The sequence below is a fragment of the Actinopolymorpha pittospori genome, assembly GCF_014873875.1.
Classification (GTDB): domain Bacteria; phylum Actinomycetota; class Actinomycetes; order Propionibacteriales; family Actinopolymorphaceae; genus Actinopolymorpha; species Actinopolymorpha pittospori.
This window is the reverse complement of sequence record NZ_JADBEM010000001.1, coordinates 2,710,472-2,737,124: the sequence shown is the minus strand read 5'-3', so window position 1 is coordinate 2,737,124 and position 26,653 is coordinate 2,710,472. Positions and strand designations below refer to the sequence as shown.

Annotated in this window: 29 protein-coding genes and 1 pseudogene; 16 read left to right on the top strand and 14 right to left on the bottom strand. The window is 69.2% G+C overall.

The genetic code is table 11. The features are described from left to right. Positions 1–95: 95 nt before the first annotated feature. On the bottom strand, positions 96–839 hold the full coding sequence (locus HEB94_RS12940) for a response regulator (protein WP_192750106.1): 744 nt from the start codon (positions 837–839) through the stop codon (positions 96–98). Next, the gene (locus HEB94_RS53485) at positions 836–2,035 is read right to left on the bottom strand and encodes a histidine kinase (RefSeq protein ID WP_192750105.1); all 1,200 of its coding nucleotides are present in this window, start codon (positions 2,033–2,035) and stop codon (positions 836–838) included. Before HEB94_RS53485 ends, HEB94_RS12940 begins: the two co-directional genes overlap by 4 nt. 110 nt (positions 2,036–2,145) lie before the next feature. Here HEB94_RS53485 and HEB94_RS12930 point away from each other — a divergent pair, with 110 nt between their 5' ends. From HEB94_RS12930 to HEB94_RS12920, 3 genes are all read left to right on the top strand, one after another. Beyond that, complete coding sequence (locus HEB94_RS12930; RefSeq protein ID WP_192750104.1) at positions 2,146–3,066, top strand: ATP-binding cassette domain-containing protein; 921 nt, start codon at positions 2,146–2,148, stop codon at positions 3,064–3,066. After that, on the top strand, positions 3,063–3,914 hold the full coding sequence (locus HEB94_RS12925) for an ABC transporter permease (protein WP_192750103.1): 852 nt from the start codon (positions 3,063–3,065) through the stop codon (positions 3,912–3,914). Before HEB94_RS12930 ends, HEB94_RS12925 begins: the two co-directional genes overlap by 4 nt. 217 nt (positions 3,915–4,131) lie before the next feature. Further along, positions 4,132–5,214 (top strand): alkene reductase, encoded by a 1,083-nt coding sequence (locus tag HEB94_RS12920; RefSeq protein ID WP_192750102.1) that lies wholly within the window; start codon positions 4,132–4,134, stop codon positions 5,212–5,214. A 58-nt stretch (positions 5,215–5,272) separates the two neighbouring features. On the opposite strand, the gene HEB94_RS12915 is transcribed toward HEB94_RS12920, so the two are convergent. The 4 genes from HEB94_RS12915 to HEB94_RS12900 form a co-directional block, all read right to left on the bottom strand. Continuing rightward, positions 5,273–7,390 carry an ABC transporter substrate-binding protein gene (locus tag HEB94_RS12915; protein WP_192750101.1) on the bottom strand — a complete coding sequence of 706 codons (2,118 nt, stop codon included), beginning with the start codon at positions 7,388–7,390 and terminating at the stop codon, positions 5,273–5,275. Between the two features lie 259 nt (positions 7,391–7,649). Beyond that, positions 7,650–7,850, bottom strand: a complete 201-nt coding sequence (locus HEB94_RS12910) for a DUF2188 domain-containing protein (RefSeq protein WP_192750100.1) — start codon at positions 7,848–7,850, stop codon at positions 7,650–7,652. 111 nt (positions 7,851–7,961) lie between these two features. Beyond that, positions 7,962–8,333, bottom strand: coding sequence for a DUF1622 domain-containing protein (locus tag HEB94_RS12905; RefSeq protein WP_192750099.1), 372 nt, complete (start codon positions 8,331–8,333; stop codon positions 7,962–7,964). A 300-nt stretch (positions 8,334–8,633) separates the two neighbouring features. Further along, complete coding sequence (locus HEB94_RS12900; RefSeq protein WP_192750098.1) at positions 8,634–9,302, bottom strand: HAD family hydrolase; 669 nt, start codon at positions 9,300–9,302, stop codon at positions 8,634–8,636. A gap of 231 nt (positions 9,303–9,533) precedes the next feature. On the opposite strand from HEB94_RS12900, the gene HEB94_RS12895 reads away from it, so the two are divergent. From HEB94_RS12895 to HEB94_RS12870, 6 genes are all read left to right on the top strand, one after another. Further along, a complete protein-coding gene (locus HEB94_RS12895) occupies positions 9,534–10,511 on the top strand; it encodes an NAD(P)-binding protein (RefSeq protein ID WP_192750097.1) in 978 nt (325 codons plus the stop codon). Next, positions 10,508–10,912: a 6-pyruvoyl trahydropterin synthase family protein gene (locus tag HEB94_RS12890; protein WP_337917645.1), complete on the top strand. Its 405-nt coding sequence runs from the start codon at positions 10,508–10,510 to the stop codon at positions 10,910–10,912. The genes HEB94_RS12895 and HEB94_RS12890 overlap by 4 nt, the downstream gene beginning before the upstream one ends. After that, complete coding sequence (locus tag HEB94_RS12885) at positions 10,909–11,997, top strand: glycosyltransferase (protein WP_192750096.1); 1,089 nt, start codon at positions 10,909–10,911, stop codon at positions 11,995–11,997. The genes HEB94_RS12890 and HEB94_RS12885 overlap by 4 nt, the downstream gene beginning before the upstream one ends. Continuing rightward, a complete protein-coding gene (locus HEB94_RS12880) occupies positions 11,994–12,872 on the top strand; it encodes a methyltransferase domain-containing protein (RefSeq protein WP_202896316.1) in 879 nt (292 codons plus the stop codon). The genes HEB94_RS12885 and HEB94_RS12880 overlap by 4 nt, the downstream gene beginning before the upstream one ends. 79 nt (positions 12,873–12,951) lie before the next feature. Next, a complete protein-coding gene (locus HEB94_RS12875; RefSeq protein WP_238361508.1) occupies positions 12,952–14,055 on the top strand; it encodes a lysylphosphatidylglycerol synthase transmembrane domain-containing protein in 1,104 nt (367 codons plus the stop codon). Beyond that, positions 13,997–14,560, top strand: coding sequence for a GTP cyclohydrolase II (locus HEB94_RS12870; protein ID WP_337917644.1), 564 nt, complete (start codon positions 13,997–13,999; stop codon positions 14,558–14,560). The genes HEB94_RS12875 and HEB94_RS12870 overlap by 59 nt, the downstream gene beginning before the upstream one ends. Positions 14,561–14,569: 9 nt before the next feature. Here the strand turns inward: HEB94_RS12870 and HEB94_RS12865 are convergent, their stop codons facing one another. Both HEB94_RS12865 and HEB94_RS12860 read right to left on the bottom strand, forming a co-directional pair. After that, the gene (locus tag HEB94_RS12865) at positions 14,570–15,112 is read right to left on the bottom strand and encodes a TroA family protein (RefSeq protein WP_192750094.1); all 543 of its coding nucleotides are present in this window, start codon (positions 15,110–15,112) and stop codon (positions 14,570–14,572) included. Between the two features lie 10 nt (positions 15,113–15,122). Continuing rightward, positions 15,123–16,355, bottom strand: a complete 1,233-nt coding sequence (locus HEB94_RS12860) for an RNA-guided endonuclease InsQ/TnpB family protein (protein WP_192750093.1) — start codon at positions 16,353–16,355, stop codon at positions 15,123–15,125. A 22-nt stretch (positions 16,356–16,377) separates the two neighbouring features. Between HEB94_RS12860 and HEB94_RS54570 the strand changes: the two genes are divergently transcribed. Beyond that, the gene (locus tag HEB94_RS54570; protein ID WP_202896315.1) at positions 16,378–16,749 is read left to right on the top strand and encodes a transposase; all 372 of its coding nucleotides are present in this window, start codon (positions 16,378–16,380) and stop codon (positions 16,747–16,749) included. Positions 16,750–16,793: 44 nt separating this feature from the next. Here the strand turns inward: HEB94_RS54570 and HEB94_RS12850 are convergent, their stop codons facing one another. Both HEB94_RS12850 and HEB94_RS12845 read right to left on the bottom strand, forming a co-directional pair. After that, on the bottom strand, positions 16,794–17,396 hold the full coding sequence (locus HEB94_RS12850; RefSeq protein ID WP_192750092.1) for a TroA family protein: 603 nt from the start codon (positions 17,394–17,396) through the stop codon (positions 16,794–16,796). A 38-nt stretch (positions 17,397–17,434) separates the two neighbouring features. Beyond that, entirely contained in the window at positions 17,435–17,854 is a 420-nt protein-coding gene (locus HEB94_RS12845; RefSeq protein ID WP_192750091.1) for a winged helix-turn-helix transcriptional regulator, read from the bottom strand. A gap of 139 nt (positions 17,855–17,993) precedes the next feature. On the opposite strand from HEB94_RS12845, the gene HEB94_RS12840 reads away from it, so the two are divergent. Beyond that, positions 17,994–19,028 (top strand): LLM class flavin-dependent oxidoreductase, encoded by a 1,035-nt coding sequence (locus HEB94_RS12840; protein WP_192750090.1) that lies wholly within the window; start codon positions 17,994–17,996, stop codon positions 19,026–19,028. 47 nt (positions 19,029–19,075) lie between these two features. Here HEB94_RS12840 and HEB94_RS12835 read toward each other — a convergent pair whose 3' ends face one another. Beyond that, the gene (locus HEB94_RS12835) at positions 19,076–19,378 is read right to left on the bottom strand and encodes a hypothetical protein (protein WP_192750089.1); all 303 of its coding nucleotides are present in this window, start codon (positions 19,376–19,378) and stop codon (positions 19,076–19,078) included. Positions 19,379–19,630: 252 nt separating this feature from the next. Here HEB94_RS12835 and HEB94_RS12830 point away from each other — a divergent pair, with 252 nt between their 5' ends. The 5 genes and pseudogenes from HEB94_RS12830 to HEB94_RS54565 all read left to right on the top strand — a co-directional run bounded on the left by HEB94_RS12830 (position 19,631) and on the right by HEB94_RS54565 (position 22,956). Next, a complete protein-coding gene (locus HEB94_RS12830; protein ID WP_192750088.1) occupies positions 19,631–20,215 on the top strand; it encodes a DUF4232 domain-containing protein in 585 nt (194 codons plus the stop codon). A gap of 58 nt (positions 20,216–20,273) precedes the next feature. Beyond that, positions 20,274–20,792 (top strand): pyridoxamine 5'-phosphate oxidase family protein, encoded by a 519-nt coding sequence (locus HEB94_RS12825; protein WP_192750087.1) that lies wholly within the window; start codon positions 20,274–20,276, stop codon positions 20,790–20,792. A 301-nt stretch (positions 20,793–21,093) separates the two neighbouring features. Next, the gene (locus HEB94_RS12820) at positions 21,094–21,726 is read left to right on the top strand and encodes a cysteine hydrolase family protein (RefSeq protein WP_192750086.1); all 633 of its coding nucleotides are present in this window, start codon (positions 21,094–21,096) and stop codon (positions 21,724–21,726) included. A gap of 223 nt (positions 21,727–21,949) precedes the next feature. Then, entirely contained in the window at positions 21,950–22,516 is a 567-nt protein-coding gene (locus tag HEB94_RS12815) for a hypothetical protein (protein ID WP_192750085.1), read from the top strand. A 21-nt stretch (positions 22,517–22,537) separates the two neighbouring features. Beyond that, a pseudogene (locus HEB94_RS54565) lies at positions 22,538–22,956 on the top strand (MmyB family transcriptional regulator). A gap of 22 nt (positions 22,957–22,978) precedes the next feature. Here HEB94_RS54565 and HEB94_RS12800 read toward each other — a convergent pair. The 3 genes from HEB94_RS12800 to HEB94_RS12790 all read right to left on the bottom strand — a co-directional run bounded on the left by HEB94_RS12800 (position 22,979) and on the right by HEB94_RS12790 (position 26,386). Beyond that, entirely contained in the window at positions 22,979–24,211 is a 1,233-nt protein-coding gene (locus tag HEB94_RS12800; protein ID WP_192750083.1) for a molybdopterin molybdotransferase MoeA, read from the bottom strand. A gap of 109 nt (positions 24,212–24,320) precedes the next feature. Next, the gene (locus HEB94_RS12795) at positions 24,321–24,530 is read right to left on the bottom strand and encodes a TOBE domain-containing protein (protein ID WP_192750082.1); all 210 of its coding nucleotides are present in this window, start codon (positions 24,528–24,530) and stop codon (positions 24,321–24,323) included. A 110-nt stretch (positions 24,531–24,640) separates the two neighbouring features. Next, positions 24,641–26,386 (bottom strand): helix-turn-helix domain-containing protein, encoded by a 1,746-nt coding sequence (locus tag HEB94_RS12790; protein ID WP_192748203.1) that lies wholly within the window; start codon positions 26,384–26,386, stop codon positions 24,641–24,643. Positions 26,387–26,653: the final 267 nt, after the last annotated feature.

Below are 26,653 nucleotides of genomic sequence, written 5' to 3'. Positions count from 1 at the left end.
CGTGCTCGTCCGCGCTTCTACCGAGAGGACGAGACAGGCCGGGGAAGTGTGATGCCGGACGAGAAGCTCGACAGCGTTTGAGGATTCCGCCGCACTCAGCGTGGCTTCGGCGTCACGAGACCGGTGTCGTAGGCCGTGATCACGAGCTGCGCCCTGTCCCGCGCACCGAGCTTGCTGAGCAGACGTCCGATATAGGTCTTCACGGTGCCGAGCGTCACGTGCAGGTGCTGGGAGATCTCCGTGTTGGACAGCCCGCGGGCGATCAGGGTCAGCACCTCGCGTTCCCGCTCGGTGATGAGTTCCAGTCCGGTCGGGGCACCGGAGGTCCGCCGGGTGAACGTGGCGATCAGTCGCTGGGTGACCCTGGGTGTCAGCAGCGCCTCGCCGGAGGCCACCACCCGGATGCCGTCCAGCAGCTCCCCCGCCGTGACGTCCTTGACCAGGAAGCCGCTGGCGCCTGCGCGCATGGCGGCGTAGACGTACTCGGTCAGGTCGAAGGTGGTGAGGACGAGCACCCGTACGGAGGCGGTCTCCGGCCCCGTACAGATCTGCCTCGTCGCCTCGATGCCGTCCATGTCGGGCATCCGGACGTCCATCAGCACCACGTCGGGCAGGTGCTGCCGGGCCAGCCGCACCGCCTCGGTGCCGGTGCCGGCCTCCCCCACGGCGACGAAGCCCGGCGACACGTCGAGCAGGGCCCGGAAGCTTTCCCGCATGAGGGCGTGGTCGTCGGCGAGGAGCACCCGGATGTCCGGCGAGGATGGCCGGTCCGAGGCGGACGGCTCCTCCGTCGCGGTGTCCTCGGTCGCGGTGTCCTCCGTCGCGGTGTCCTCGGTCATGCGGTCTCCTCCACGGCGACGTACGGAATGTCGGCGACCACCCGGAACCCACCTTCGGGTCGCGGCCCCGTGCTCAGCGTCCCGCCGTACATCGCCACCCGTTCACGCATGCCGATGAGGCCCTGCCCGGTAGGCGACCGGCCGGACGACCGGTGCGCGCGGCCGTCGTCGGAGACCTCGATGTGTACGCCGCCGTCCCGGGCCAGCACCGTCACCTGACAGTGGCCGGCGTTCGCATGCTTCATCACGTTCGTGAGTGCCTCCTGGACGATCCGGAAGACGGTGAGGTCGACCGCCTGCGGCAGGTCGTCGGCGCCGTCCAGGCGCAGGTCGACGCGAAGCCCGTCGGACCGTAGCCGGTCGGTGAGGTCGGACAGGTCGGCCGTCCCGGGTGAGGGACCGAGGTCGGCGGCCGGATCGGTGTCCGACCTCAGCACGTCCAGCAGCCGTCGAATCTCGGTGAGCGCGGAGCGACTGGTCCGCTCGATGGTCAGGAGCGCGGCACGGGTCTCGCCGGGTCGCTCCGCGGCGATGTGGTTGGCCACGGTGGCCTTCACCGCGATGAGGCTCATGCTGTGGCCGACGATGTCGTGCAACTCCCGGGCGATCCGCAGCCGCTCGGCGGCCACCGCGTCAAGCGCGAGTTGGCGCGCGATGCCGGCGTGGACCATCCGGCGCCACCGGACCACTCGGCCGGTGGCCCAGGCGGCGGTCACTGCCACGGTGACCATGCCGAGCTCGACCTGCCACCACAACGGCATCTCACTCTGGGGGGCGTCGGACGGCGCGATCCCGAGCCTGTCGTAGAGCCACGGAATGGTGGCCGCCGGCGCGGCCAGGCCGGCGACCAGGGCCACCACCGCGACGACGGGGCCCGTCGCGGTGGCCGCCGTGTAGAGCGCCAACGCGAGGGGTGCGTACGTCACCCAGATGACGCCGGTTCCCACGACGCCGAACGCGGTCGCCGTCGCGGCGGCCACCACCATCCAGCCGAGCACCGGCAACGGCCAGCGGCGGCGAACCGCCAGCGGAAGCCCCACCGCGGCACCGGCGAACCACGCCACCCACTCCGGGCCGGTGAACGCCGGACCCGGCGGGTCGAGCGTGGAATAGGCCAGGAGGTACGCCAGTCCGGCGGCGACCGCGGTGTCCACCACGGCGCCGCGTACCTCTGGTCCGAAGGGCCTGGAACGCACGCGCTCACGCTATAGCGGCGACCGGGACTATGCGTCTGACCGTGGTATGACGCGGATGTCTGACCACGGTCAGACGCGCGGGACCGCCCGCCCCTGAAACCGTCTCCCCCATGATCGTAGTGAGGGAACTGACCAAGCGATACGGACCGACACTGGCAGTGGACCAGCTGTCCTTCGAGGTCCGTCCGGGTGTGGTGACAGGCTTTCTCGGTCCCAACGGAGCGGGCAAGTCCACCACCTTACGAATCCTCCTCGGCCTGCACCATCCGACCTCCGGCGAGGCGTTGATCGGCAATCGTCGCTACGACCGGATCGGCCGTCCGATGCACGAGGTGGGCGCCGTACTCGACGCCGATGCCGCCCACCCCGGCCGGACCGCCTTCCACCACCTCGCCTGCCTGGCCCGCAGCAACGGCATCGGCAAGGCCCGCGTGACGGCGGTACTGGAGCGGGTCGGCCTGGCGAGCGTGGCACACAAGCGCGTGGGCGGGTTCTCGCTCGGCATGCGGCAGCGCCTCGGGATCGCCGGCGCCCTGCTCGGCGACCCGGCCGTGATCCTGCTCGACGAGCCGGTCAACGGACTGGACGCGGCCGGCATCCGCTGGATCCGCTCCACCCTGCGGTCGCTGGCCGCGGAAGGACGCACCGTACTGCTCTCCAGCCATCTGATGAGCGAGATGGCGCTCACCGTCGACCACGTGCTGATCATCGGCCGGGGCCGGCTGCTGGAGGAGACGTCCATGACGCGGATGCGCGACCGGTTCGAACGTGACGTGCTCGTGCGGTCTCCGCAGGCAGCCGAGCTCGCCGGCATCCTGGCCGGTCTCGGAGCGTCCGTCACCGCGACGGACGACGGTGGGCTCGTCGCGGTCGGCGTGGACGCGTCCGCCATCGGCGACGCCGCCGCTGCGGCGTCGATTCCCCTTCACGAGCTGACGTCGCGCAGCGCCACGCTCGAGGACGTCTACCTGGATCTGACCAGTGAGGTGGCCGACTACCAGGCCGCCGTGGAGAGGACGGCACGACCATGACCACACTCGGGGACCTGCCGGCCGCCACGGCCGCCACCGCCAGTGCCGCGGCGCCGACCGTGTCGCGCTCGCGGGTGTTCTGGGACGCGGTGGCCGCCGAATGGATGAAGATGCGGACAATCCGGTCGACGTGGGCGTTCCTCGCCGGCGGCGTGGCGGCGACCCTGGTCGGGATGCTCATCCTGTTCCTCCTGATCCAGTCCTTCGATCAGGACGCCGCGGCCGCCCAGGCGAACTACGAGACGGCCGACACGACCGTGGTGGTCATGCCGTTCGTGATGTTCTTCCTCGGGTCGATCGGCGCCATGGTGATCACGAGCGAGTTCACCACCGGCTCCATCGGTCCCGGCCTGCTGGCCGTGCCGCGGCGCCGGGTTCTGCTGGGCGCCAAGGCGACGGTGGCCGCCGCGGTGGGCGTCCTCGGCGGGTTGCTGTTCGCGCTGGTGTCCTTCGCCGGCGCGACCCTGTTGCTGGGCGATCGCCCCGCGCCGCTGAACCCCTGGCCGAACTGGGCGGACGGACTGTTGACGGTGTTCTGCGGGGCGCTGGTCGTCCTGGTCACCAACGCCGTGGCGCTGGGGCTGGGCGCTGTGTTCCGCTCGACCGCGTCGACGCTGGTGACCATGGGCGGCCTCGTCCTGGTGGCGCCGGTCTTCGCGCACTTCCTGCCGACGACGTGGCAGCTGAGGTTCGGTTCGATCCTCCTCCCGAACCTCACGCCACAGCTCGCGGGTGACAACCACCCCTACCTCCTGTCACAGGCTGGCGCGACGGCCGTGCTGGTCGGGTACGTGGTCGTCGCGCTCGGTGCCGGGGCGCTCAGCTTCTGCCGCCGGGACGCGTCCTGACGGCTTGGCCGCGCTTCGCATTCACCCGTCTGCGACCACGACTCCCTTCTGGCGTAGGGCTTCCACGCACATACATGTGCCTTTTGTAGGGGCCCTGCTTCTCCTGCACGATGGCGTTACGAACAGAAAGTGCGTGACCAGGGCTGCACGGGTCGCGGCCGACCGAAGTGGCCGCCACCGGCTCGCCGAAGCGAACCAGACCATGAGGAAGCAAGACATGTCCCACGCGTTCGAACCGGTCACCATCGGCCGGTACACCGCCCGCAACCGGGTGGTCATGGCCCCGATGACGCGGAACCGTGCGTACGGGCCGGGAGCGAGCCCGACCGAGCTGATGGCGACCTACTACGCCCAGCGCGCCGACGCCGGGCTGATCATCACCGAGAGCACCCAGCCCTCGCCGATCGGCCAGGGCTTCCCGAACACGCCAGGCCTGCACTCCCCCGAGCAGGTCGAGGCGTGGCGGTCGGTGACCGCCGCGGTGCACGAGCGGGGCGGCCTGATCTTCGCGCAGCTGATGCACGCCGGCCGGGTCGGCCACCCCAGCCTGCACGAGGAGCGGGCGGTGCCGGTGGGCCCGTCGCCGGTGCGGGCGATCGGGACGGTGTTCACCATGGACGGCCCGCAGGAGTTCGTCACGCCGCTGCCGCTCGACCAGGCCGGTATCCGGGAGACCGTCGCGGACTTCGCGGCAGCCGCGCGTAACGCGATCGCGGCCGGCTTCGACGGGGTGGAGCTACACGGGGGCAGCGGCTTCCTGCTGCACCAGTTCCTGTCCACGAACGCCAACCAGCGCGACGACGAGTGGGGAGGCGGCGTTCTGGGCCGGATCCGGTTCGTCGTCGAACTGGCCGAGGCCGTCGCGGACGCCGTGGGCGCGGATCGGCTGGGGCTGCGCGTCACGCCCGGCGCTCCGTACAACGACATCGTCGAGGACGGCCTCCACGACACCTACCTCGCGCTGGCCGACGCGCTCGACCCGCTCGGTCTCGCGTATCTGCATGTCTCCGAAGGCTCTGACACCGAGCTCGCCGGCCGGCTACGGAAGCACTGGAACGGAACGCTGATCCTCAACCCGTACACCCCCGACGCCCACACCGGGCCCGAGTCGCTCAAGCTCATCGAGTCCGGCGCGGCGGACCTGGTGTCCTTCGGCGCGCTCTTCATGGCCAACCCGGATCTGCCGCACCGGCTGCGCCTCGGCGGTCCGTTCACCGCTCCCGACCACAGCCGGGCCTACGGCGGCGACCACGAGGGCTACACCGACTACCCCACCCTTTCGGCGGAAAGCGCCGCCTGACGGCGAACCGCGTCGGCTGCGTCACGGCCACGGCCACGGCCACGGCCACGGACCAGCGTCAGGTGTGCTCTGCGGGATTCGCCCAGAAGTAGGTCTCGGGATCGTAGACGGCGGGCGTCGGGTGGGACCAGGTGTTGACGAGGCCGCCGAACGCGAGCTGGTCACGTTCGGGCACGTTGCGGAGATCCTCGTGCACGACGACCGGGACAGGGAAGTTCGCCACCGAACCCTGGAAGAACGGGCCCTCGTCGACGTGAATCTTGATCATGTCCCACACCAGCTGGGTCCGTTTGAGTGCTTCGGGCTCGGAGAGCGCCTGGGCAAGTCCCTTCCAGAGCCGATCGATGGGCCCGCCCGCTTCCGGTTCGAGTCGGGGCGGGGTGCGTTTCCAGGGGCTGACGTCGGCCTCGGTGTGCTCGGCGGGCGTACCCCGGACCTTCCACCACTGCGCCTGCAAGGGCGCCCAGACGGTCGGTTCCGTCGAGCAGAACCAGTAGTAGAGGAGGAGATGGTCGTGCAGGGTCGTCAGGCCCCAGCCGCCCTGTGACATGAGCTCGCCACGCTGCCACAGTTCGTCGAATCCCGTCGGTGGTTGCGGATCGAGCTGCACCGAGATGCCGATCTGCTCCCAGTCACGTTTGAGGAGACCGTTGTAGGTGATGCTTTCGGCGGTGCTCTCCGCCGAGTAGCTGACCACCACGGTCAGCTTGTCGCCGTTGGGCATGTTCCGCATTCCGTCGCCATCGGAGTCGACCACCCCGAGCTTGTCGAGCATCTGCTTGGCTTTCTCGGGGTCGTATGCGGCGTAACTGTCCCGCCAGGACCGGTACATCTTCGGTCCCTCTGCCGTGGTGTGGTACTCGACCGACTGCGGGCTGTGCGTCCCGGTCGTGATCTCCCCGGTGTTGAAGTAGAGCGTCTTCCGCACTTCCTCGCGGTTGTGCGCGTGCGAGAGCGCCTGCCGGAACTCCGGCTTGCGGATCAGTTCTCGCATCGCTTCTTCTGGGTAGTCGTAGTTGAAGAAGAATGCCGGAGTTCCACCGGTGCCGGTGTTCCAGAGCAGGACCCGCATCCTGCTCTTCTTCGCCGAGCGTTTCAGTCCACTGACGTCGGCGAGCGTCATCGGCACGGAGGAGCCCCAGCCGCCCACGTAGTCCGCCTGGCCGTTCTGAATCTGCAGCTTGGCGACCTCGGGGTCCTGGAACAGCGGCATGACGAGCTCGTCGATGTAGGGAAGCTGGTTACCGTCAGGGTCGACGCACCAGTAGTAGGGGTTGCGCTCCCAGGTGATGCTCACCCCTTCCCGGTAGGAGTGCAGCTTCCATCCGGTCAGGGTCGGACAGTCAGGGTTCTGTGCGGTGTTCATCCTGTCCGCGTGGATGTTGGCCCAGTCCTTGCCCACCTTCTTGTTGTAGGCGGCGTGGAACTGCTTCAGGTAGTGCTTGGGCTGAAACCACACGTCCCATTGGATGTACCGGGCGAGTTGGAAGATCACGACCGCGCTCGGATTGTCGAAGTCCATCACGAGGGTATGCGCGTCAGGCGCCGACAGCGTCATCGGCGTTCCCTTGCTCGACCGTCCACTGTCCGGCGCGACGGCGGGATAGTCCTCGTTGAGAACGAGGTCCTTCCACCAGTACATCGCATCGTCCGCGGTCAACGGCGTCCCGTCGGACCAGCGCACGCCCTGACGCAGGTGGAGCGTCCACTGCGAGGCGTCGTCGTTGGACTCCCATGACTCCACGAGACCAGGCGCGAGGTCCTGGGAGTCGTTGAGCCAGCGCAGCGGCGCGTGCCCGTACAACAGGGTGGACGGTGAGAAGGTGACGGAGGCGGACGCGGGCATGCGCAGCGAACCTCCGTACTTCCCGACCTGCAGCCAGCGATGCGGAACGACGTAGGGGCGAGCCGGCATGCGCTTCTCGAGCGGTGGAAGCTCGCCGGCCTTGACCCGGCTGGCCAGTGCCGGCGCTTCCTTCAACTGTGTGGGTGGTGCTATGGGCTTGGTCGGAGAGCCCTTGCGGTTCACGGCGGCAGAGCCACCCTCTCCTCCGCGACTCGCACCGGTGGAGGACTCGGAGCAGGCGGGAAGGATCGTGGCGGTGACGGCGGCCACGGCAGAGCTGGCGAGAAGCCGACGCCTGCTGAGGCCATGACGCTGGTCGATAGGGTCCATGATGTGTCCTTCGCGGTCTGGGACAGGGATCATTGCCGTGGCCGGCCGACGGGGAAGACCCGTCGAAGGCATTGCGAAATTCGCTGGTCGCCACCGGAACCGTAACGCCGATGTCGTCGCCTGTGCCGCCGGAACCGAACACCCTTGAGAATGCGGCCGAGGATGTTCAAACGTCATCGTAGAAAGCGAATAGCGAACAATCGCCCTTGCGTTGCCTGGGCAACTTAGCTTCAAACCGCTCGAACGTCAACGACGTGTACTAGTAGATCGACTCGACCTCGACCACGCCGTGACGACCATGGATGACGAGCTGGCTGGGATGCTCGGCGCGCGCCCGCTTACGGCCTTCTTCGACCGCGTCCAACTTGGCCTCGAAGATCTCGAGCATTTCGTCGTTCCGGCTCAGCTTCCAGCGGCCCCGCTCCGGCTGGACGCGGTACACCGGCCGATCGGCGTCCATGGCTGATCCCTCCGTTACCCGCCCACCCTGTGTCGGCTTACCCCCATCGTGGCACTGTCGGGCGGCCAATTACCCGAGCGGCGGTACGAAGCCGGCCACGGTCGCCGGCGGTCACCCGTCCTTCGGGGCGCCGGTGGACGCCGCGCCGGAGGACTTGGTCCATGGCCACCGCCCGGTGATCTCGAGTTCGAGGGAGAAGCTGAGGAGGGTGCGGACCGCCACGATCACGGCCAGCGTGCCAACGCTGGTGAACGTCGGTGCGACCGCGACGGTTCGAATGATGTCGCCGGCGACGAGGAACTCCAGCCCGAGCAATATGGACCGTCCGAGGCGTCGACGGTAGGCCTGGTAAATCCTTTCTTCACGACGAGCCAGCCGGACGACGGCAACAACCGTCGCGACGAGCACGCCCACCACGATCACGACCACGCCTACGCCGTCGACACCCTTGCCGACGAGATCGGCGATGTACTGGAACTCCACCCCGCCCCTCCATGGCGCCGAACCCGGTGTCGTCCGCGGGCCCGGCGTTCGCCGGTCAGGAGTTGTCCGGACCCAGCCTCATCGGTTTCGAGCGGCCCGTGGAATTTCCATCCGCTGTCCGTCGGGTGGAAATGATGTGGAGAGACAAAAACTCGATACCGCGTTCCCCCGAGGTTTGACATTCCCCTGTGCCGGGACGGCTACCCGTTCCGAGTGGGTCCCCGTTGGTGACAAGCGGGACTTGCGTACCCCCCTCGGTGTCCCCCTCCGTGTCGCCTCGGTGTCCCGCTCCGGGCGGAGTCAGACCAGGGACAGGATGTGGCGAAGTCCGCGAGGACCGGTCCGCACCGGCGGCGGCAACAGGAAGACGTGCAGTCCGGCGGCCACCGCGCCGGAGTCGGTGAGCGGATTGTCGCCGACCATCAGGGTCCGTTCCGGACGGACCCGCATCCGGTCGCAGGCGGTGAGGAACACCTCGACGGCGGGCTTGCAGATCCCCTGTTCGAAGGACATCACCACCGTGTCCACGAACGGCGACAGCCCCAGCAGGTCCATGGCAGGGCGCAGGTCGAAGCCGGTGTCGCTGACGATGCCGACCGGGAGCCCTCGGTCACGCAGGGCCATGAGGATCGGCAGGGTGTCCGGGAACGCCTCCCAGGACCCGGCGCTGACGGTGAGTGCGTACAGTTCCTCGCTCAGCCCGGGGGCCAGCTGCTCACAGCCGGCGAAGGTGTACAGCGCGGTCCACACCTCGCGGTGCCGGGCGTTGGACAGGTCGCGGCCCTTCGCCAGTTCCTCGGCCGTACTGCTGCGAGCGAGCACCCGCTGCCACACCCGGGCCGTCTCCTCCGGGTCGAGCGGGTCGACGCCGAGGCTGGCCGCCGCCCGGTGCAGCAGCGTCTCGCCGCTACCGGAGAGCCGGATCAGGGTGTCGCCCGCGTCGAACAGCACAGCCTCGAACTGACTCATGTCCGCGTCTCCTCGTGTGCGCCGGCCCGGCCCTGGGCGAACAGCATGGGGGCAGTGTCGTCCCGGATCAGGCCCGCCGGTCGCCCGGTGGCGGGGGGTCTCGCATCCGGGGTAGCCCCACGGTGAACCGTGCGCACGCCGCCTCCGTTCCTGTCCTGTGGACGTCCCTGAAAGGGAACCACGCACAATGTGGCCCGTCGGTTCGATCGGTTTTCAGGTGAGGAGGAGCCGGTGACTCGTGACGCGCGCGCCTTCTGGCTGCGATCGCCCGGCGTGGGCGAGATCCGGTCGGTGACGCTGCCCGACCCCGGCGCCGACGAGGTGCTCGTCCGCAGCCGGTACTCCGGGATCAGCCGGGGCACCGAGACCCTGGTCTTCTCCGGGGGCGTGCCCGTGAGCCAGTACGCCGCGATGCGCGCACCGTTCCAGGAGGGCGACTTCCCCGGTCCGCTGAAGTACGGCTACCTGAACGTGGGCGTCGTCGAGCAGGGCCCCGCACACCTGCTCGGGCGTACCGTCTTCTGCCTCTACCCGCACCAGAGCGCGTACGTCGTCCCGGCCTCCGCCGTGGTCGCCGTGCCCGAGGGGGTTCCCCCCGCCCGAGCGGTGCTGGCCGGAACCGTGGAGACCGCGGTGAACGCCCTGTGGGACGCCGCGCCCCTCGTCGGCGACCGGATCACGGTGGTCGGCGCCGGCATGGTCGGCTGCTGCGTCGCCGCCCTCCTCGCCCGGTTTCCCGGCGTCCAGGTGCAGCTGGTCGACGCCGATCCGGGCCGCTCCGGCGTCGCCGAAGCGTTGGGGGTGGAGTTCGCGCTGCCGCCGGAGGCAGCCGAGGGGCGTGACCTCGTGGTGCACGCGAGCGCGTCGCCCGCCGGGCTCCAGCGGTCGCTGGACCTGCTCGCGCCCGAGGGCACAGTGGTCGACCTGAGCTGGTACGGCGACCGTACGGTGAACCTGTCGTTGGGCGGGGCGTTCCACTCCGGGCGGCTGAGCATCCGCAGCAGCCAGGTGGGCATGGTCTCCCCGGCCCGACGGGCCAGCCGGACCTTCGCCGACCGCCTGGCGCTGGCCCTGGAACTGCTGCACGATCCCGTCTTCGACGTCCTGATCACCGGCACGTCCCGGCTCGACGAGCTCCCGGACGTACTCCCTCGACTGGCCGCGGGCACCCTGCCCGCGCTGTGCCACCTGATCACCTACGGAGAGTGACCTTGTTCAGCGTGACCGTCCGCGACCACATCATGATCGCCCACAGTTTCCGGGGCGAGGTCTTCGGACCCGCACAACGACTCCACGGGGCGACGTTCGTCGTCGACGCGACGTTCCGCCGGGCCGCGCTCGACGCCGACAACATCGTGGTCGACATCGGGCTCGCCTCGCAGGAGCTGAACGCCGTCCTGGGCCAGCTCAACTACCGCAACCTGGACGAGGAGTCCGCGTTCGCCGGGATCAACACCTCGACCGAGGCGCTCGCCCAGGTGATCGCCGACCGGCTCGCCGACCGTGTCCACGCCGGAGCCCTCGGCGAGGGCGCCCGCGGGCTGGACGGCATCGCGGTCACGCTGCACGAGTCGCACATCGCGTGGGCCAGCTACGAGCGGACGCTGTGACCGCGAGCGGTGCGGGCCCGCGGGCGGTCCACGTCATCCTGCCGAACGACATCGACGACCCGACCACGCCGAGCGGCGGGAACGCCTACGACCGGCGGATCTGCCAGGGGCTGGCCGCGTCGGGATGGGCCGTCCACGAACACGCCGTCCACGGCGGCTGGCCCCGGCCCGACGCGACGGAGCGGGCCGACCTCGCCCGCGTCCTCGCCGGACTGCCCGACAACGCGGTGGTCCTGCTCGACGGCCTGGTCGCCTCCGCCGTACCGGACGTGCTGGTGCCGCAGGCGCGCCGGCTGCGCCTGGTCGTCCTGGTGCACCTGCCGCTGGGCGAGGCGGCGGTGGAACCGCGCCACGCGGAGGGCGACACGCTCGCCGCGGCGGTCGCCGTCGTCACGACCAGCGCGTGGACCCGGCAGCGGCTGATCGACCTGTACGGCCTGCCCGCCGATCGGGTCCACGTCGCCACACCCGGAGTGGACGAGGCACCCGTGGTGCCCGGATCGGCTGCCGGTTCGGAACTGCTGTGCGTCGCGGCCGTCACCCCGCACAAGGGACACGACGTGTTGGCGTCGGCCCTGGCGGCGGTCGCCGACCTGCCGTGGACCTGTGAGTGCGTCGGTTCGCTGACCCTCGACCCGGACTTCGTCGACCGGCTCCGGCGCCAGATCAGCGGTGCCGGCCTGGCGGGCAGGGTGCGCCTCGTCGGTCCGCGTACCGGCGACGACCTCGACGCCGCGTACGCCGCCGCCGACCTGCTGGTACTCGCGTCGCGCGGCGAGACGTACGGCATGGTGGTCACCGAGGCGCTGGCGCGCGGCACCCCGGTCCTGGCCAGCGCGGTGAACGGGCTGCCCGAGGCCCTGGGACACGCGCCGGACGGCAGCCGGCCCGGCCTGCTCGTGGAACCCGATCCGGCCGCCCTCGCCGGCGCGCTGCGGCGCTGGCTCGGCGACGCCGACCTGCGCGAGCAGGTGCGGCGCTCGGCCCGCGGCCGCCGCGGCACACTGACCGGCTGGGCGGTCACCTCCGCGCTGCTGTCGAACGTCCTCGGTGCCGCGCTGGTGACGTCGGGGAGGCCCGCATGACCGAGCAGGCCCGCGTGACCGAGCAGGGCCGCGTGACCGAGGAGGCCGGCATGACCGAGGAGATCGGCCGCGTCAGTGCGGCCTGGCTCGGGCTCCGGGAGCCCGCCGACGCGGCCGCCCGCGCGCCGGAGTTCGTCGAACGGGTCCGCCGGCACCTGGCCGGTACCCCGCGCACCGTCGTCCACGACCTCGGATCCGGCACCGGATCCATGGGCCGTTGGCTGGCCCCGCGGTTGCCCGGCCCGCAGCACTGGGTCATGTACGACCGAGACGCCGACCTGCTGGAACACGCCCGGGCCGAGATGATCCACACGGGCGCCGACGGGGCACCCGTCACCGTCGAGACCCGGCAGCGCGACATCACCCGGTTGAACGCCGACGACCTCACCGGCGCCGGCCTGGTCACGGCGTCCGCGCTGCTCGACATGCTCACCGCCGAGGAGATCGAGCGGATCGTGGCGGTGTGGGCCGCCGCCGGTTGCCCGACCCTGCTGACGATCTCGGTCATCGGCCGGGTGACGCTCACCCCGTCCGACCCGTTGGACGCGGAGGTCGCCGAGGCGTTCAACGCCCACCAGCGCCGGACGGTCGGCGGCCGGACGCTGCTCGGGCCGGACGCGGTCGAGGCCACCATCGAGGCGTTCGGCCGGCGTGGGGTCGAGGTGCTGGTACGGCCCAGCCCCTGGCGGCTCGGCGCGGACCGGGCCGACCTGACCGCCGAGTGGTTCGAGGGCTGGTTGGGCGCGGCCGCCGAGCAGCAGCCGGAGTTGACCGACCGGGCGACCACGTACGCCCAGCGCCGTCTCGCGGACGCGGCCGCTGGCCGGCTCGGAGTCGTCGTCGAGCACCTCGACCTTCTCGCCAACTGTGAATGAACCTTCATCGCTGCGGCACGTGTACCGAGAAGAGATTCTTCTTGGGAGGCCCCATGCGAAAGGTTCCGGCGCCACGTCCATGGCACCTTCGCCCGAGCGGCCGGGCGGCGTCCCGGTGACGCGGTCGAACTGGGCCCTGGTGCGAACGGTCGGTGGGCTGGGCATCCTCGCCCTCCTGCTCTGCCTGCTGGGCACCGGCCCGTTCCTCGACGGGCTCCGCCTGATCGACGGCTGGGCGCTCGCGGTGGCGCTCGGTATCGGCGCGCTGACCACGGTGTGCTGCGCCTGGCGCTGGAGCCTCGTCTCCGGAGGCCTCGGCGTCCGGTTGCCGCTGGGTACCGCGGTTGCCCACTGCTACCGCGCGGTGTTCCTCAACTCGACGCTGCCCGGCGGTGTGCTCGGCGACGTCCACCGGGCGGTTCGCCACGGACGGGACGCCGGCGATGTCGGCCGTGGCATCCGCGCGGTGGTGTGGGAACGGACCGCCGGCCAGGTCGTCCAGGCCGGGATCGCGCTGGCCGTCCTGTTCGCGTTCCCGTCACCGGTGCGGTCGTATCTGCCGGCCGCGACCGGGCTGGTGCTGGCCGGCGGGCTCGGTGCCGTCCTGCTGGTTCGGGCAGTGTCCCGGAGTGGGCACGCGCGGTGGGCGCAGGCGCTGCGCACCACCCGGGCCGACGTCCACGACGGCCTGCTCGCCCACGGCAAGTGGTTGGGCGTCCTGCTCGCCTCCACCGTCGTCGTCGCGGGGCACCTGGCGACGTTCCTGGTCGCGGCGCGGACCGCGGGCGCCACCGCACCGCTGTCGCAACTGGTGCCACTGACGTTTCTGGCCCTCCTGGCCATGGGGGTGCCGGCCAACGTCGCCGGCTTCGGGCCTCGCGAGGGCGTCGCCGCCTGGGCGTTCGGCGCGGCCGGACTCACCGCCGCCCAGGGCATCGCGACCGCGATGGTGTACGGCGCGCTGGTGCTCGTCGCGAGCCTTCCCGGCGCCGCCGTCCTGCTGATCGCGGTTCGGCACGGTTCAACGAAGGAGAACGATGGACGAGGGACTGCCCGTCGCGACGGTTCGGACCCAGGTCACGGTGCCGTTGCGGTTCCCCGACGGATACGCCACGACCGCGCGGGTGTTCTCCTTCGACGGCTTGGTGGACGGTCGGGAGCATCTCGCCTTCGGACTCGGTGACTGGGTGGGCTCACTCCACCGGCAGCACACCGACGGGCCCCCACTCGTCCGCCCGCACAGCGAGTGCCTGACCGGCGACGTGTTCGGCAGCCAGCGCTGCGACTGCGGCCCGCAACTGCGCGAGGGGGTCGAACGCATCGCCGCCGCCGGTGGTTTCCTGCTCTACCTACGCCAGGAGGGACGCGGCATCGGCCTGTACGCCAAGCTCGACGCCTACGCCCTGCAGGACGCCGGCCTGGACACCTACGAAGCCAACGTCGCGCTCGGCCACGGTGAGGACGAGCGTGACTACACCGCCGCCGCCCAGATGCTGGCCACCCTGGGCGCGGAGCGCGTCGCCCTGCTGACCAACAACCCGGACAAGGCCGAGCAGCTCGTCCAGCTGGGCCTGACGGTGACCGAGTGTGTGCCGACCGGGGTGTACCTCTCCCCCGCCAACGCCGGCTACCTGGCGGCGAAGGCCAGCCGTGCCGCCCGCACCCCGGACCTTCCCTTCGTCCGCTGACCGCGGTCCTCAGCTGGCGAGCGCCTTGGCGATCTTGGGGACGCTTCGGTCCAGCGCGTAGGGAATGCTGAGCGCCGTCGGAAAAGCCATCGCGATCGCCGTCGGCAGGTCGAGCGGGATGTAGGCGCCACGCCTGACCGCGGGGATTCGCTTGAACAGTGGGTCCGCCTCGAGCCGGGTGCGTGCCTGCGGGGTGTTGAACGTGAGGATCATGACGTCGGCGTCGAGGACGTCCAGGCGCTCGCGGCTGACCGTCGCGCGCCCGGGGAAGTTACCCGGCGGCAGACCGGTCAGCTTGGACGAGAGCTTCAGGCCGAGCTGGGCCTTGAAGAGCGCGGACGAATCCGTGGCGTTGTTGATGGTGAAGATCGTTCCGTCCGGCTGGACGGGTCCGATGGTGAACGTCCTGCCGGCGAAGCCCGGGTTGGTCTCGCGCGCGGTCTTGACCGCGTTCTCCACCTTGGCCACCACTGCTGTGGCCGCGTCGGAGCGGCCGAGCGCCTTGCCGACCCTGGTCGTGGTGAGAGCTGCCAGGGGTCGCGGTTTTGACATCCTCTCTGCCCTAGAGGGCGGAGATTCCCTCCACGCTACGCGTGGAACGCGTGGCGTCTGGGTGGGTTACCGCTTCGCCGCGCGGTGCCAGCACACGTACTGGTCTTACCTGCGCTCCACGGTCGTTGAAGTCCGCCTGTCCAGCGGCCTTGATGTTCTTCGCGGCGTTGACGTCCCTGTCATGCGCCGCTCCACAGGCGCAGTCCCACGCCCGGAGGTTCAACGCCATCTTGTTGTTGACCAGCCCGCAGGCCGAGCACAGGCGAGTAGATGGGAAGAACCGGTCCACCCGGGCGAACCTCCGCCCGTACCGGCCCGCCTTGTACTCCAACATGGCGGTGAAACTGGCCCACCCGGCATCGTGCACCGATCTGGCGAGCCGGGTCCGGCCCAGACCGACCACACACAGGTCCTCGACGTAGACCGCTTGGTTCTCGCGGATGATCTGGGTCGAGAGCTTGTGCTGCCAGTCACGCCGGGTATCGGCAACCCGCGCATGAGCACGAGCGACCTGGGTCAGCGCCTTCTTCCGGTTGGCCGAACCCTTCTTCTTACGGGAGAGCCCCTGCTGCAACCGGCGCAACTTGCGGGCCGCGCGGCGCAAAAACTTCGGGGCGGCGACCTTCCGGCCATCTGAGAGGACCGCGAAGTGTGTCAACCCCAGATCGATCCCCACCTCAGAATCGACCGGCGGCAGCGCCTCCCCATGACCGGTCGTGACGACGAACGACGCGAAGTACCTGCCGGCCGCGTCCGCGATGATCGTCACCGACGACGGCTCACACGGCAGGCCACGCGACCAGGCCACCTCCACCTCACCGATCTTCGCCAACCTGAGCCGGCCGTTGTCGCAGACCTTGAACCGGGCGTTCCTGGTGAAACGGACAGCTTGGCGGTTGTCCTTACGCGAACGGAACCTCGGCGGGGCGACCCTGCGGCCCTTGCGCTTACCTGACGCCGAGTTGAAGAAGTTGCGGTAGGCGCTGTTCAGGTCCGCCAGCGCCTGCTGCAACACCACGGCCGACACCTCCCCCAGCCACGCCCGCTCAGGGGTTCGCTTCGCCTCGGTGATCACACGGGCCGACAACTCCGCGTCGCAGATGTATTTCTCGCCTGCCTCACGGGCCCGCTGACGCAGGCGCAACCCGTCGTTGAACACCACCCGCGCACACCCGAACGCCCTGGCCAACCCGATCCGCTGGCCAGGCGTCGGATAGACACGGTAGTTGTACCGAAGCTGCACCACACAACATTACAAATGATTCATGGCCGAACTCCAAGACATCCGCACCGGCCGACACCGTGTTCTCGCGACACACGTCCTGGTCTTCGTCACGAAGTTCCCGCACAAAGTCTTCGGCAACCGGCACCCGTCCCGGATCGAACAGATCATTGCGGACGTGCGCGCCGCCCTCGACGCCGAACTGGTCCAGTTCAACCGCGAGAACAACCACGCACACCTACGGAGTCAACCACCCGCCCAAGACGGCAATGGCCCGGCCGGTCAACAGCCTCAAAGGCGTCCCCTCCCACCACCTGCGACAGGAGTTCCCCGACCTCCTACCCCACCACTACCAGGCCAACAAACCCTGATCGGGTTCCAACCTCGCGGCCTCCGCGGGCGGGCCACCCCCTGAGCGTCGTGAAGCAATATATCGAGCAACAAAACCGCCCGACCTAACTAAGACACTGCTCGCGCCGTGATGGCCCTCCCAGCACGAACCCTTCCCCCGCCCTGAAAGGCGCAGCACTGACCCGCATCCCGGTAGCCGGACACCTTCGAAAGGGTCGGAGCGATCCCCGTGAGCGTCGCGTAGTCCTTGTCCAGGTCCACGTGGTCGGTGGCGAGGATCAGGTCCGGTGCGAACGTGGCAAGCTGCTCGAACGGCAACCCGTCGGCGAACTCGAACAGCGCCGGCGGCTCACCGGTGAGGCGTTCGCGCACCCACGGAGAGATACCGCCCTGCATGAAGTGATCGAGGTTGGGCGTCGCCAGCGGAACCACACCCAACGCGACGGCGGCGTCGGTGTCTCGGTACTGGCCCACCGACACCACCCGGGTCGGAGCCGCGTCGAGGGTGATCGCTCCCTCGACGCCGTCGATGGTGACCGGGAAGCCGCCACCGCGACCCGCCGTGGACGGGGACGGCGACCTTCCACCGGACTCGTCGGCACTTCGGTCGCCGCCAGCGGCACCGCAGCCGCCGAGCAGTGCCGCTGCCGCTCCCACACCCGCGAATCGGAGCAGATCACGACGCCGGTGCCCGACCTTCGACTCAGTCATGACCGACAGCTTAGGGCAGCCTTACTTCACTCGTGGGCTCAGGACGGCTCCGCACTGGCGTCGAACTCCGCGCGCGCCGCGTCGATCGCCGCGATGTTCTCAAGGCTCCACTGGACGACGGGGCGGGTCGCCTCGAGGAGCGTCCTGCCCATGGTGGTGAGCTCGTAGGTGACGTTGGGCGGCATGACGGCGTACACGGTGCGGGTGAGGATCCCGTCCCGCTCCAGCCCACGCAGGGTGACGGTGAGCATCCGCTGACTGATGCCGCCGATCGCGCGCTTGAGTTCGCTGAATCTCATCGGACCCGCGCCGAGGGTGTCGACGACGGCGAGTGACCACTTGCCGGCGACCAGGTCGAGGACCTCTCGTGCCCGGCAGCCGCTCGGCCCGGACAGGGGTGACGCGGGTGTGGCAGGCGCGGAAGGCGCGGAAGGTGCGGCGGTGGCGGGACCGGTCATGGTTACCTCCGGGTTACCCGGGCAGGTCAAAGTGCCTGATTGACTCCCGCCGCGTGGTTCCTTCAAGGTACTAGGGAACCGAAGGTAACCACCAGGCGGCGCCGGACGGAGGCGGCCCTGCCGAGAAATGAGCAGCGGGATGAGATTTGAGCTGGGCGCCTACAGCTTCGGTGTGGCGGGACGCGACGGTGACGGCAACCTGGTCACTCATGCGCAGGCCGTACGGAACGTGCTGGAGCAGATCCGCCTCGCCGAGCAGGTCGGCCTGGACTTCTTCGGCGTCGGCGAGCATCACCACGAGCAGGTGCCGGTGTCCTCGCCGATCTCCGTTCTGAACGCCGCGGCCGCGACGACATCGAGGATCACGCTCTCGACAGCGGTGAGCGTCCTGTCGACCGACGACCCGATCCGGCTCTACCAGCAGGCGGCCACCGCGGCGATCGTCAGCGGCAACCGGGTGGAGATCATCGCCGGTCGCGGCTCCTCGACGGCTTCCTTCCCCCTGTTCGGCTACGACCTGGCCGACTACGACCGCCTCTACGCCGACAAGTTCGGCCTGCTGCTGGCGATCAACGACCAGGAACGCGTCGACTGGAAGAGCCCGTTCCGGCCCCCGCTGGAGGAGGCTGTGGTTGTTCCCCGGCCCGAGGAACCGCTGAAGATCTGGCTCGGCACGGGCGGCAATCCCGGCTCGACGGTGCGGGCCGGCTCGTCCGGCCTGCCGATCTCCTACGGTGCGCTGGGTGGCGCGCCCGAACACTGGGGCCGGCTGGGGCAGTTGTACCGACAGAGCGCCGAACAGGCGGGGGTCGACCCGCAGCGGCTGGCCATCTCCGTCGCCAGCCACGGCTTCGTCGGCCGCGACGGACTGGCCGCCAAGAAGCGCTTCCACCAGCACGAGGTCGCGTCCTTCGCCCTCGCCGGCCGGTCCCTCCCCGCCCGTTGGGAGGAGGTCGAGGAGAACTACTCACCCGGCGGGATGACCTTCGCCGGCGACCCCACGGAGATCGCCGAGCGGATCATCGATCTGCATCGGCACCTCGGCCACGATCGTCAGTTCCTGCAGATGGACATCGGCGGCATGCCTCACCGCGACGTCCTCACCTCCATCGAACTGCTCGGTACCGAGGTCGCCCCACGGGTACGCGCCGAACTCAACGGCCACGAAGGCTGACGAGCCGCGTACGCCCGAAGGCCCGCCAGCGGATCAGCGGCCCGGCGTCAGGACGACGACACCCCGGCCCGCTCGCGACGCTCCTCCTCGGTCGCCTGCTGCGGGATCTTCGTCACTCCCTCTTCCTGGAGTTCTTCCTGAAGTTCGTAGCTGCGCAGGCCGTTCCCCAGGGCGATGAAGGTGGGCGCCCACTCTCCGACGAAGATTCCCCATCGGTCGGCACGGTCCACCCCGGCTCGTTCCTTCCGGTTCGAGACCAGCCAGGACGCGGCCGCGAGCCCGATACTGACAATGCCGGCGATATACGCGTACTCCGACTTGATTCCAAGATCATGCAGTTTCTTCAGCATGGGTTCTCCTCTGCGGCTCGGCGGACGCGAGAACTGATGCCGTCTCCCAGGCACGGTAGGCACCGGTGAGCGGCGAGGACACGAGACCAGCGGCCCGTCGCGACCAGGACCAACGCGTGAGGCCAGCGCTCGGCGACCGCCCCGGGTGCGGTGGCGAACCCGCGCCCTGCCTCTCCAGAGCCGGACGACCGCCTCATCGAGGAGCCGTGGGATCCTCGGTCCGGTGACCTCGACGCCCACCCTGACCCGGCGATGACGATCCGCCGCGTCCGCACGCTGCTCGGCGGGACCGCATTGCTCGCCGGGACCGCGCTGCTCGTCGCCTGCTCCGGCCCCGCCCCGGTTCCGCCCCCAGTCCCACCCAGCCCGTCCCCGACCAGCACGGCTGCCGCCTGCCCGAAGTCGGGAGTCGCCATCACCGCGGGTGAGGTGGACAGCGCCATGGGTCTGCGAGCACTCGGCATCAGCCTGACCAACTGCGGCACCCGCGACTACACCGCGAACGGCTATCCGGTGGTCCGGGTCCTGGACGAGGACCGGCAGCCGCTCGACATCACGGTCGGCAACGGATCCTCCCCGGTCAGTGCGCCGGACAGCTATGACGTCCCGCCGCGCCCGGTGACGTTGCGGCCAGGTGAGCAGGTGACGGCGCGAATCCTGTGGCGCAACACGGTGACTGACTCGACGGTGCGGGCCACGGACGGCCGTTACCTGGAGATCGCACCGGCTCCAGGCGAACCGACCCAGATCATCGCCCCGAGCGGCGGGATCGACCTCGGCACCACCGGACGGCTGGCCGTGAACGACTGGGCTGTCCGCGACCTCGGCGACCGATGAGTTTCCGCCCTGGGCGACGTCTCAACTCGCAGACACGTCCACCAGGAACGGAGACACGATGGCCACCAAGGACCCGGTGACCGCCCTTGACCCGAGGTACGGCAACGAGGACGCCACACCGACCAGTTGGGCGGACGCCCGACGGCACCTGGATGCCGCGGAGATCTACTGGCTGACGACGGTACGCGCGGACGGTCGACCCCACGTCACGCCCTTGATCGGCGTCCTCCTGGACGACGCGTTGCACTTCTGCACCGGCCCGGAGGAACGCAAGGCGAAGAACCTGGCCAGCCGCCCGCACTGCATCCTCACCACCGGCCGCAACGACCTCGACGAGGGTTACGACATCGTGGTGGAAGGCGACGCGCGGACCGTGGACGACAAGGCGACGCTCGACCGGATCGCCACCGGTTACGAGACCAAGTACGGCCCTCACTTCACCGCACCCGACGGCACGTTCCACGGCCTGAGCGACAGCATCCGGGGCGGCGACGCGCTGGTCTACGAAGTGGCACCCTCGACGGCCTTCGGCTTCGGCAAGGGCCAGCCGTTCAGCCAGACCCGCTGGCGGTTCTGACACCTGCCTCGCGCGCGCTGGTACGGCGCCACTCGCTCGGGTCCTTCCTGGCTTTCTCCTGTCCCGAAGGCATCATGGAACTGCCGGTCACCGACGACGCACCTCGAACGAAACCTGGCCACGACGACGATCACCAAGCGTCGCCGACAGGAACATCGATGCCTTCCACGTCGGTATGGCCAAGGGCCGACGTTTTTGCGATGAATGGGCTCATAGGGATCGCCTGCGGCACGGGGGTTCGGGCGCGGCCGAACGTTCACGTCCGCGGTGATGCCACACGATGCTCAGGAAGGACCCGGGCATGGTTCACTTCCCCATCGAGCCGACTCGCACCGCCCTGCTACTCGTCGATCTGCAGCGGGTGTTCGTGGAGGGGTCGCCGGTGGCCGCTCCAGACGGTCCTGCGGTCGCGGAACGACTCGGCCGGCTCGCCGGCGTCTGCCGCGACCACCAGATCACCGTGATTCACACCGTGCATGTCGTACGCGCCGACGGGAGCAACACCGGCATCCTGAGCGAGATACTGCCGCCGGTCGCAGACGGGATGATCGACGAGGAGAATCCGCTCGCCGAACCCCATCCCCTGGCCGACATCCACCCCGGGGACATCCTCATCCGCAAGCCCCGTTTCGGCGCCTTCTACGGAACGGACCTCGACCTCATTCTGCGCGCGGCACAGATCGACACCCTGCTCATCGGCGGCATCGCCACACATGCCTGTTGCGACACCACAGCACGAGAGGCGGCCGCCCGTGACTTCAAGGTGCTGTTTCTCTCTGACGGCACCGCCTGCTTCACGCTCCCCGGTACCGGAACCGGGCCCGTCGACGCGGACGACCTGCAACGCGCCGTCCTTGCCGTCATGGCCTTCGGCTTCGCCGAGGTGCTCTCAGTCGACGGGGCGGTCCGTCGTATTCAGGCCAGGCCCATCTGACCAATGGCCCGGTAGCGACCTTGCGGGGAACGGGACAGTGCACTGGGGCAAGTTGACAGTGAACTGCGCGTATCGAACGCTGCACGCGGCCAGATACCGCGTAAGGAATGCTACCTTTCTGCCCGAACTTTCGGCCACGCAGACCGCAGGCGGCGTAGAGGAAAACAAGGCGCTGAATCCAGTGGACCAGCCGTGAAACTGTGGTTTGAAACAAAGGATTGTCATGACGGTGCAACGTGGCCGCGTAATGCGCAAGCTTCGCGAGTGGTTTGTCAGGTATGCCCCAGCCGAGATCGCTGGTACCGCCACCGCCCTCGCGGGCTACTGGGTTGCGTACTGGATAACGGAACATCTCGCCGTCGCGGCCGTAGCGGCCGTACTTTGCGAGAACATCGGCTACTACTCGATAGCCGTCGGTCGCGAAGTGGTCCGCTACTGGCGGCTACACGCCCACCACGCGACCGCACGCCGCTTGTGGCTCACGGGCGTACACGGCTTGCGTGACGCCCTGATGGAGTTCGGGCCTGCCGAGGCACTGGACAGTTTCGTCGTGCGCCCTGGGTTGTTCTACCTGTTGCCCCTCATGTTCACCGACCACCACGCCGTCGCGGTCATTGTCGCGAAGTTCGGCGCGGACGCCGTGTTCTACCTGCTTGCCATCACCGCCTACGAACTCAACAAGCGAGTACTCTCCAAACGACTCGCCACGGTGGAGGTCCAAGCGACGGTGGGTCCGCTTGTGGGGCCAGGGTCTGGTCACCAGGCTCAGGCCGACGAGCACACGCGGTAGGTCGAGACTGGCGCTGCCCTCGTGGGGAGTGGCGACCTAGTTCGAGGCGCCGAGAGTGGAGACGTCGATGACGAACCGGTACCGCACGTCCCCTCGGTCCAGGCGCTCCTGCGCCAACTCGCGGCCGACCGGGCGGCAGATCCCGTACTCGAGCAGATCGTGGGCGAGATCGCGGTGGCGTCGCCCGAATTCGCACGGTTCTGGGCAGAATACCGACTCTACGAACACTCGTACGGATCAAGAAGTTCTTCCACGAAGCAGTCGGCGAGATGACCTTGCACTACGAGACGATGGCCTTTCCCGGTGGCAAGGGCCAGCGCATCGTCGTCTATCGAGCTGACCGGGGTTCCCCGTCGGAAGAGAAACTGCGGATCCTCGCCAGCTGGAATGCGCCGTCAGTCGAGGACGCCGACCATCAGGTCCGCCAGCTGTCGGAATGACGGACGGCCCCTTCGGTACCACTCACCGGAGGAGAACGAGCGGCGCGGGCGCGCCGGGCGTCCAGTCCGGAGGGAGGGCGGCCAGTGCGTCCGCCAGCGCGGCGCCGTGCAGGAACGCCGCACGGTGCCCGGACATGATCCGGGCGCACGCGCCGTCCCAGGTGACCGGAAGCAGGCGGGTCAGCCCACGCGCGGGTCGGACGTCGCCAGTCACGGCCGCGAGTGGCAGACCAGGTAGGGAACGACCGGCGAGACCGGCGAGCAGCGGCGCAACCAGCGTGTACGCCGATGCCAGCGCGGCGAACGGGTTCCCTGGAAGTCCGACCAGCCAACGTCCGTCGGGCAGTCTCGCCAGGATCTGCGGATGTCCGGGGCGGCAGGCCACCGTGTCCACGATCCATCGCGCGGCGCAGGAGTGGAGGGCCTGCCGTAGCTGGTCGGTCTCGCCGACCGAGGTGGAGCCGCTGACGATCACCACGTCCGCCTCGCGGCCAGGATCCGCGGACGTCCCGAGTTCCTTCGCCAGCAGCCCGACGGGCCGGTCCGGCACGTAGCGTCGCCCGGTCACCTCTCCGCCCAACTCGTGCACCAGTGGACCGAGGGTTGGGCCGATCGCGTCCCGGACCTGCCCGCCACCACTGACCCCGTGGTTCCTGAGCTCGTCACCGGTGACCAGGAGGAGTACCCGTGGGCGCGGCCTGACCGTCAGGGCGTCCCGCCCACACGTGGCTGCCAACCCGAGCAGTGCGGGACCGATCCTGACGCCTGCCTCTGCCAACCGTCGTCCGGCCGGCGCGTCTTCGCCGCGACGACGGATGTGGGTCCTGGAAGGCTGCGGCCTGCCGCTGACCCGGTCACCGTCACGGTGGGCTTGCTCGACCGGTAGCACCGCGTCGGCTCCACGTGGAACCTGTGCGCCCGTGCTGATCACCACGGCGTCGCCCGCCGCGAGGTGACCGGACCAGACCTCCCCGGCCGACGCGCGTCCCACCACCTGCCACGGTCCGTCGCCGGCAACCGCGAACCCGTCCATCGCGGCGGTGTCGAACGCCGGTAGGGCGACTGGTGTGTCGATGGGCTCGGCGAGAGTCAGGCCGGCAGCGCTTTCGAGATCCACCCGCCGCGCGGGAAGGGGGTCCGGCGCGGCGTGCGCGGCGTTTCGTGCCTCGAGCCAGGGCACACCCTCTGCCGGTGGCCGCGGAGGTGTCCCGGTGCGCCGCGGTGCATCCTCCGACAGGTGTGCCGTGAACGTCATCCCTACAGACTGCCCGTAGGTCGTCGCCGGTTCAATCCGGTCGGGTATCCGCCGCGCTACGTTCGCCGCACCGCCGTCGAGGAACGTGGTGAGTCATGGCTGGGCCGTGTTACTCGACACCGAGCATGACCTCGGTGGACTTGATCAGCGCGGTGACAGGCGTGCCCACGGCGAGCTCGAGTTCCTCGGCGGCGTCCTTGGTGATCGAGGCCGTCACCTGCTGACCTCCGTCGAGATCGACCTTGACGACAGTCATCACCGCTCCCACCTCGATCGAGGCGACCTTGCCGGTGAGCTGGTTACGGGTGGACAGACGCATGGCGGAATCCGTTCGCGAACACTGCCGGGGACTCCGGCAGGTAGTGCACATACCCAGCGGAGTAGGACGCTAACGCTGATTCTCGCGCAGCGGATTCAACCCCAGCTTGATCACTCGTATTCGTAGCGGAGGTGTCGTCCGCCCCACCAGGGGACTTCGGTGGTGGGGAGGTCGGCGTGGCGGAGGACGGGTGAGTAGGCGCGTCGGTCGAGGCGGACGATGGTTTCGTTATCGCGGTTTTCGATTGTGCCGCCGGTGGAGAGGAATCGGCGTTGCAGGGTGTCGGGTGTGGCGGTGGCGTAGCCGGGGAGGCGTCGGCGGAGCGCGGCGCAGATGGTGTGGGCGAGTACGGAGAGCACGACGTCGAGGTCGATGTTGAGGGGGACCGCGCCGGCGAGGGCGTCCAGGCCGAAGGAGCGGATGGCTTCGGCGAGGCGTTGTTCGATGTTCATCCGCCTGGCGTAGGCCTCGATCACGTGTTTGGTCGGGGTGGTGCGATTGTTGGTGATCAGGATGGTGGGTTCGTCGTGCCCGAGTCCGGTGATGGCGAGTTGGCGTAGCGTGCTGGGGTAGGCCGAGAGTGTGGCGGCGGGGTCTTCGATCACGCGGACACGGCGGGTTTTCCCGCCCGCTCGGGCGATGGTGAGTGGTGTCCAGTCCTTGGCGGGCAAGGCATGTAGGTGTTCGGTGAGTTTCGGGGTGCGGGCGCGCAGGGTGATGAAGGCGATGCCGCGGGCGTCGAGGTCGGCGAGCTGGGCCTGGGTGGTGACCTTGGAATCGAAGATCAACAGTTTCGGGTCCGCTCCGGAGGTTGTGCGCCAGTGGTCGGCGAAGGCGAGGATTTCGTTGTTCTGGTTGGCTTTGGCGAGGTCGGCGTTGGCGTAGAGCAGGGTGTGGGTGGCCGCGTCTTCGGCGAAGAAGGTCAACACTGAGCGGGTGCGTTGCGAACGTCTGGGCACGTAGTGTTTTTCCAACGCGGGGTCGGCGCCCCAGTGCATGACGGCGTGGAAGTCGAGGTTGATCGCCTCGCCGTGCGCGAGCCCTGCGGCGAGGCTGGCTTTGTCCAGTGCGGCAAGGAATCGTTGTTGCCGGGTGTGGTCGAGCCGGTAGGAGTAGGTGGTCAGCGCGGTGGCCTTGGGCAGGCTGGTCAGCCCGGCGAACAACGCCGCACCGGGGTCGGTGGCGATGTCGTCGATGTGGGAGACGCGGCGGGTGGTGGTGAGTTTGATCGCCAGCAGCGACAGGATCGAGCTGATCGCCGGGATCACAGACGTGCCGGGATAGCCCGCGGCCCGCACCAGGCCGGGCAGGTCCAGTGCCACCAGATCGGGGATGGTCAGCAGTAGCCCGGCCATCCGGGTGTCGGCGTGGGCGGGCAGGACGGCGAAGTCGATCACCTTGGTGCGGGGCTGGGATTCGCGTCGGGGTAGGCCGCGCTCGGCGTGCGGACGGGGCCACAAGCGTGGGAACCCTTCCTCGGCCAGGACTTCGGCGACCCCGGTGCGGTTGAGCGGAGTGTCCTCCTCGGCGAGCGCGGCAGCGATCTCGTGGGCCGAGTGGCCCAACCGGCGCAGCTCGATGATCCTGGTGCGGGCCGCTTCCTTGGCCGGGGCCGTCTTCGGGCCCGGACGCGAGCTCTGGAAGAACTCGCAGCGTCCGGCCCGGAAGTCCCGCACCAGCGACTGCAGCGTCGTCAGGGTGTAGCCGAAGCGGGTCGCCGCCTCCGCCGCTGAGACTCCCTCGAACAGGTACGCGCGCAGTGCCTCGTAACGACGCTGGTTCGCCGCTGCTGGGGCGGCGAAGTACTCACTGCCCCGACGGGCCGCTTCGGGGGTGGATATCGCTGCTTGTTCCACGATTCAACTACAGCAAGCGACACGATCGCGGTCAACATGACACGCCGATCACTGGCGGCGACAGAGCGCAACGGCAGCCATCGCTGCGTCTCTCCCGCCGTCGTACTCCAAGTGAGATCGTGCTCGCTCATCACATCCGGGTCGGACGACAATCCGAAATCCGCCACAACAGGCAGTCAGATCGACCCTGACCGATCACCCGCTTCGGGCGCAACGACCATCACAATCACATGCCCATAGGCGAAAGCAGCCCGGAGCCGCCCAACA

What these genes read in the sequence shown, in the direction of transcription:
- HEB94_RS12940 (WP_192750106.1), bottom strand. Translation starts at nt 839, where the DNA reads ATGACCGAGGACACCGCGACGGAGGACACCGCGACCGAGGACACCGCG.
- HEB94_RS12930 (WP_192750104.1), top strand. Translation starts at nt 2,146, where the DNA reads ATGATCGTAGTGAGGGAACTGACCAAGCGATACGGACCGACACTGGCA.
- HEB94_RS12925 (WP_192750103.1), top strand. Translation starts at nt 3,063, where the DNA reads ATGACCACACTCGGGGACCTGCCGGCCGCCACGGCCGCCACCGCCAGT.
- HEB94_RS12920 (WP_192750102.1), top strand. Translation starts at nt 4,132, where the DNA reads ATGTCCCACGCGTTCGAACCGGTCACCATCGGCCGGTACACCGCCCGC.
- HEB94_RS12915 (WP_192750101.1), bottom strand. Translation starts at nt 7,390, where the DNA reads ATGGACCCTATCGACCAGCGTCATGGCCTCAGCAGGCGTCGGCTTCTC.
- HEB94_RS12910 (WP_192750100.1), bottom strand. Translation starts at nt 7,850, where the DNA reads ATGGACGCCGATCGGCCGGTGTACCGCGTCCAGCCGGAGCGGGGCCGC.
- HEB94_RS12900 (WP_192750098.1), bottom strand. Translation starts at nt 9,302, where the DNA reads ATGAGTCAGTTCGAGGCTGTGCTGTTCGACGCGGGCGACACCCTGATC.
- HEB94_RS12880 (WP_202896316.1), top strand. Translation starts at nt 11,994, where the DNA reads ATGACCGAGCAGGCCCGCGTGACCGAGCAGGGCCGCGTGACCGAGGAG.
- HEB94_RS12875 (WP_238361508.1), top strand. Translation starts at nt 12,952, where the DNA reads ATGGCACCTTCGCCCGAGCGGCCGGGCGGCGTCCCGGTGACGCGGTCG.
- HEB94_RS12865 (WP_192750094.1), bottom strand. Translation starts at nt 15,112, where the DNA reads ATGTCAAAACCGCGACCCCTGGCAGCTCTCACCACGACCAGGGTCGGC.
- HEB94_RS54570 (WP_202896315.1), top strand. Translation starts at nt 16,378, where the DNA reads ATGGCCGAACTCCAAGACATCCGCACCGGCCGACACCGTGTTCTCGCG.
- HEB94_RS12850 (WP_192750092.1), bottom strand. Translation starts at nt 17,396, where the DNA reads ATGACTGAGTCGAAGGTCGGGCACCGGCGTCGTGATCTGCTCCGATTC.
- HEB94_RS12845 (WP_192750091.1), bottom strand. Translation starts at nt 17,854, where the DNA reads ATGACCGGTCCCGCCACCGCCGCACCTTCCGCGCCTTCCGCGCCTGCC.
- HEB94_RS12840 (WP_192750090.1), top strand. Translation starts at nt 17,994, where the DNA reads ATGAGATTTGAGCTGGGCGCCTACAGCTTCGGTGTGGCGGGACGCGAC.
- HEB94_RS12835 (WP_192750089.1), bottom strand. Translation starts at nt 19,378, where the DNA reads ATGCTGAAGAAACTGCATGATCTTGGAATCAAGTCGGAGTACGCGTAT.
- HEB94_RS12830 (WP_192750088.1), top strand. Translation starts at nt 19,631, where the DNA reads ATGACGATCCGCCGCGTCCGCACGCTGCTCGGCGGGACCGCATTGCTC.
- HEB94_RS12825 (WP_192750087.1), top strand. Translation starts at nt 20,274, where the DNA reads ATGGCCACCAAGGACCCGGTGACCGCCCTTGACCCGAGGTACGGCAAC.
- HEB94_RS12820 (WP_192750086.1), top strand. Translation starts at nt 21,094, where the DNA reads ATGGTTCACTTCCCCATCGAGCCGACTCGCACCGCCCTGCTACTCGTC.
- HEB94_RS12815 (WP_192750085.1), top strand. Translation starts at nt 21,950, where the DNA reads ATGACGGTGCAACGTGGCCGCGTAATGCGCAAGCTTCGCGAGTGGTTT.
- HEB94_RS12800 (WP_192750083.1), bottom strand. Translation starts at nt 24,211, where the DNA reads ATGACGTTCACGGCACACCTGTCGGAGGATGCACCGCGGCGCACCGGG.
- HEB94_RS12795 (WP_192750082.1), bottom strand. Translation starts at nt 24,530, where the DNA reads ATGCGTCTGTCCACCCGTAACCAGCTCACCGGCAAGGTCGCCTCGATC.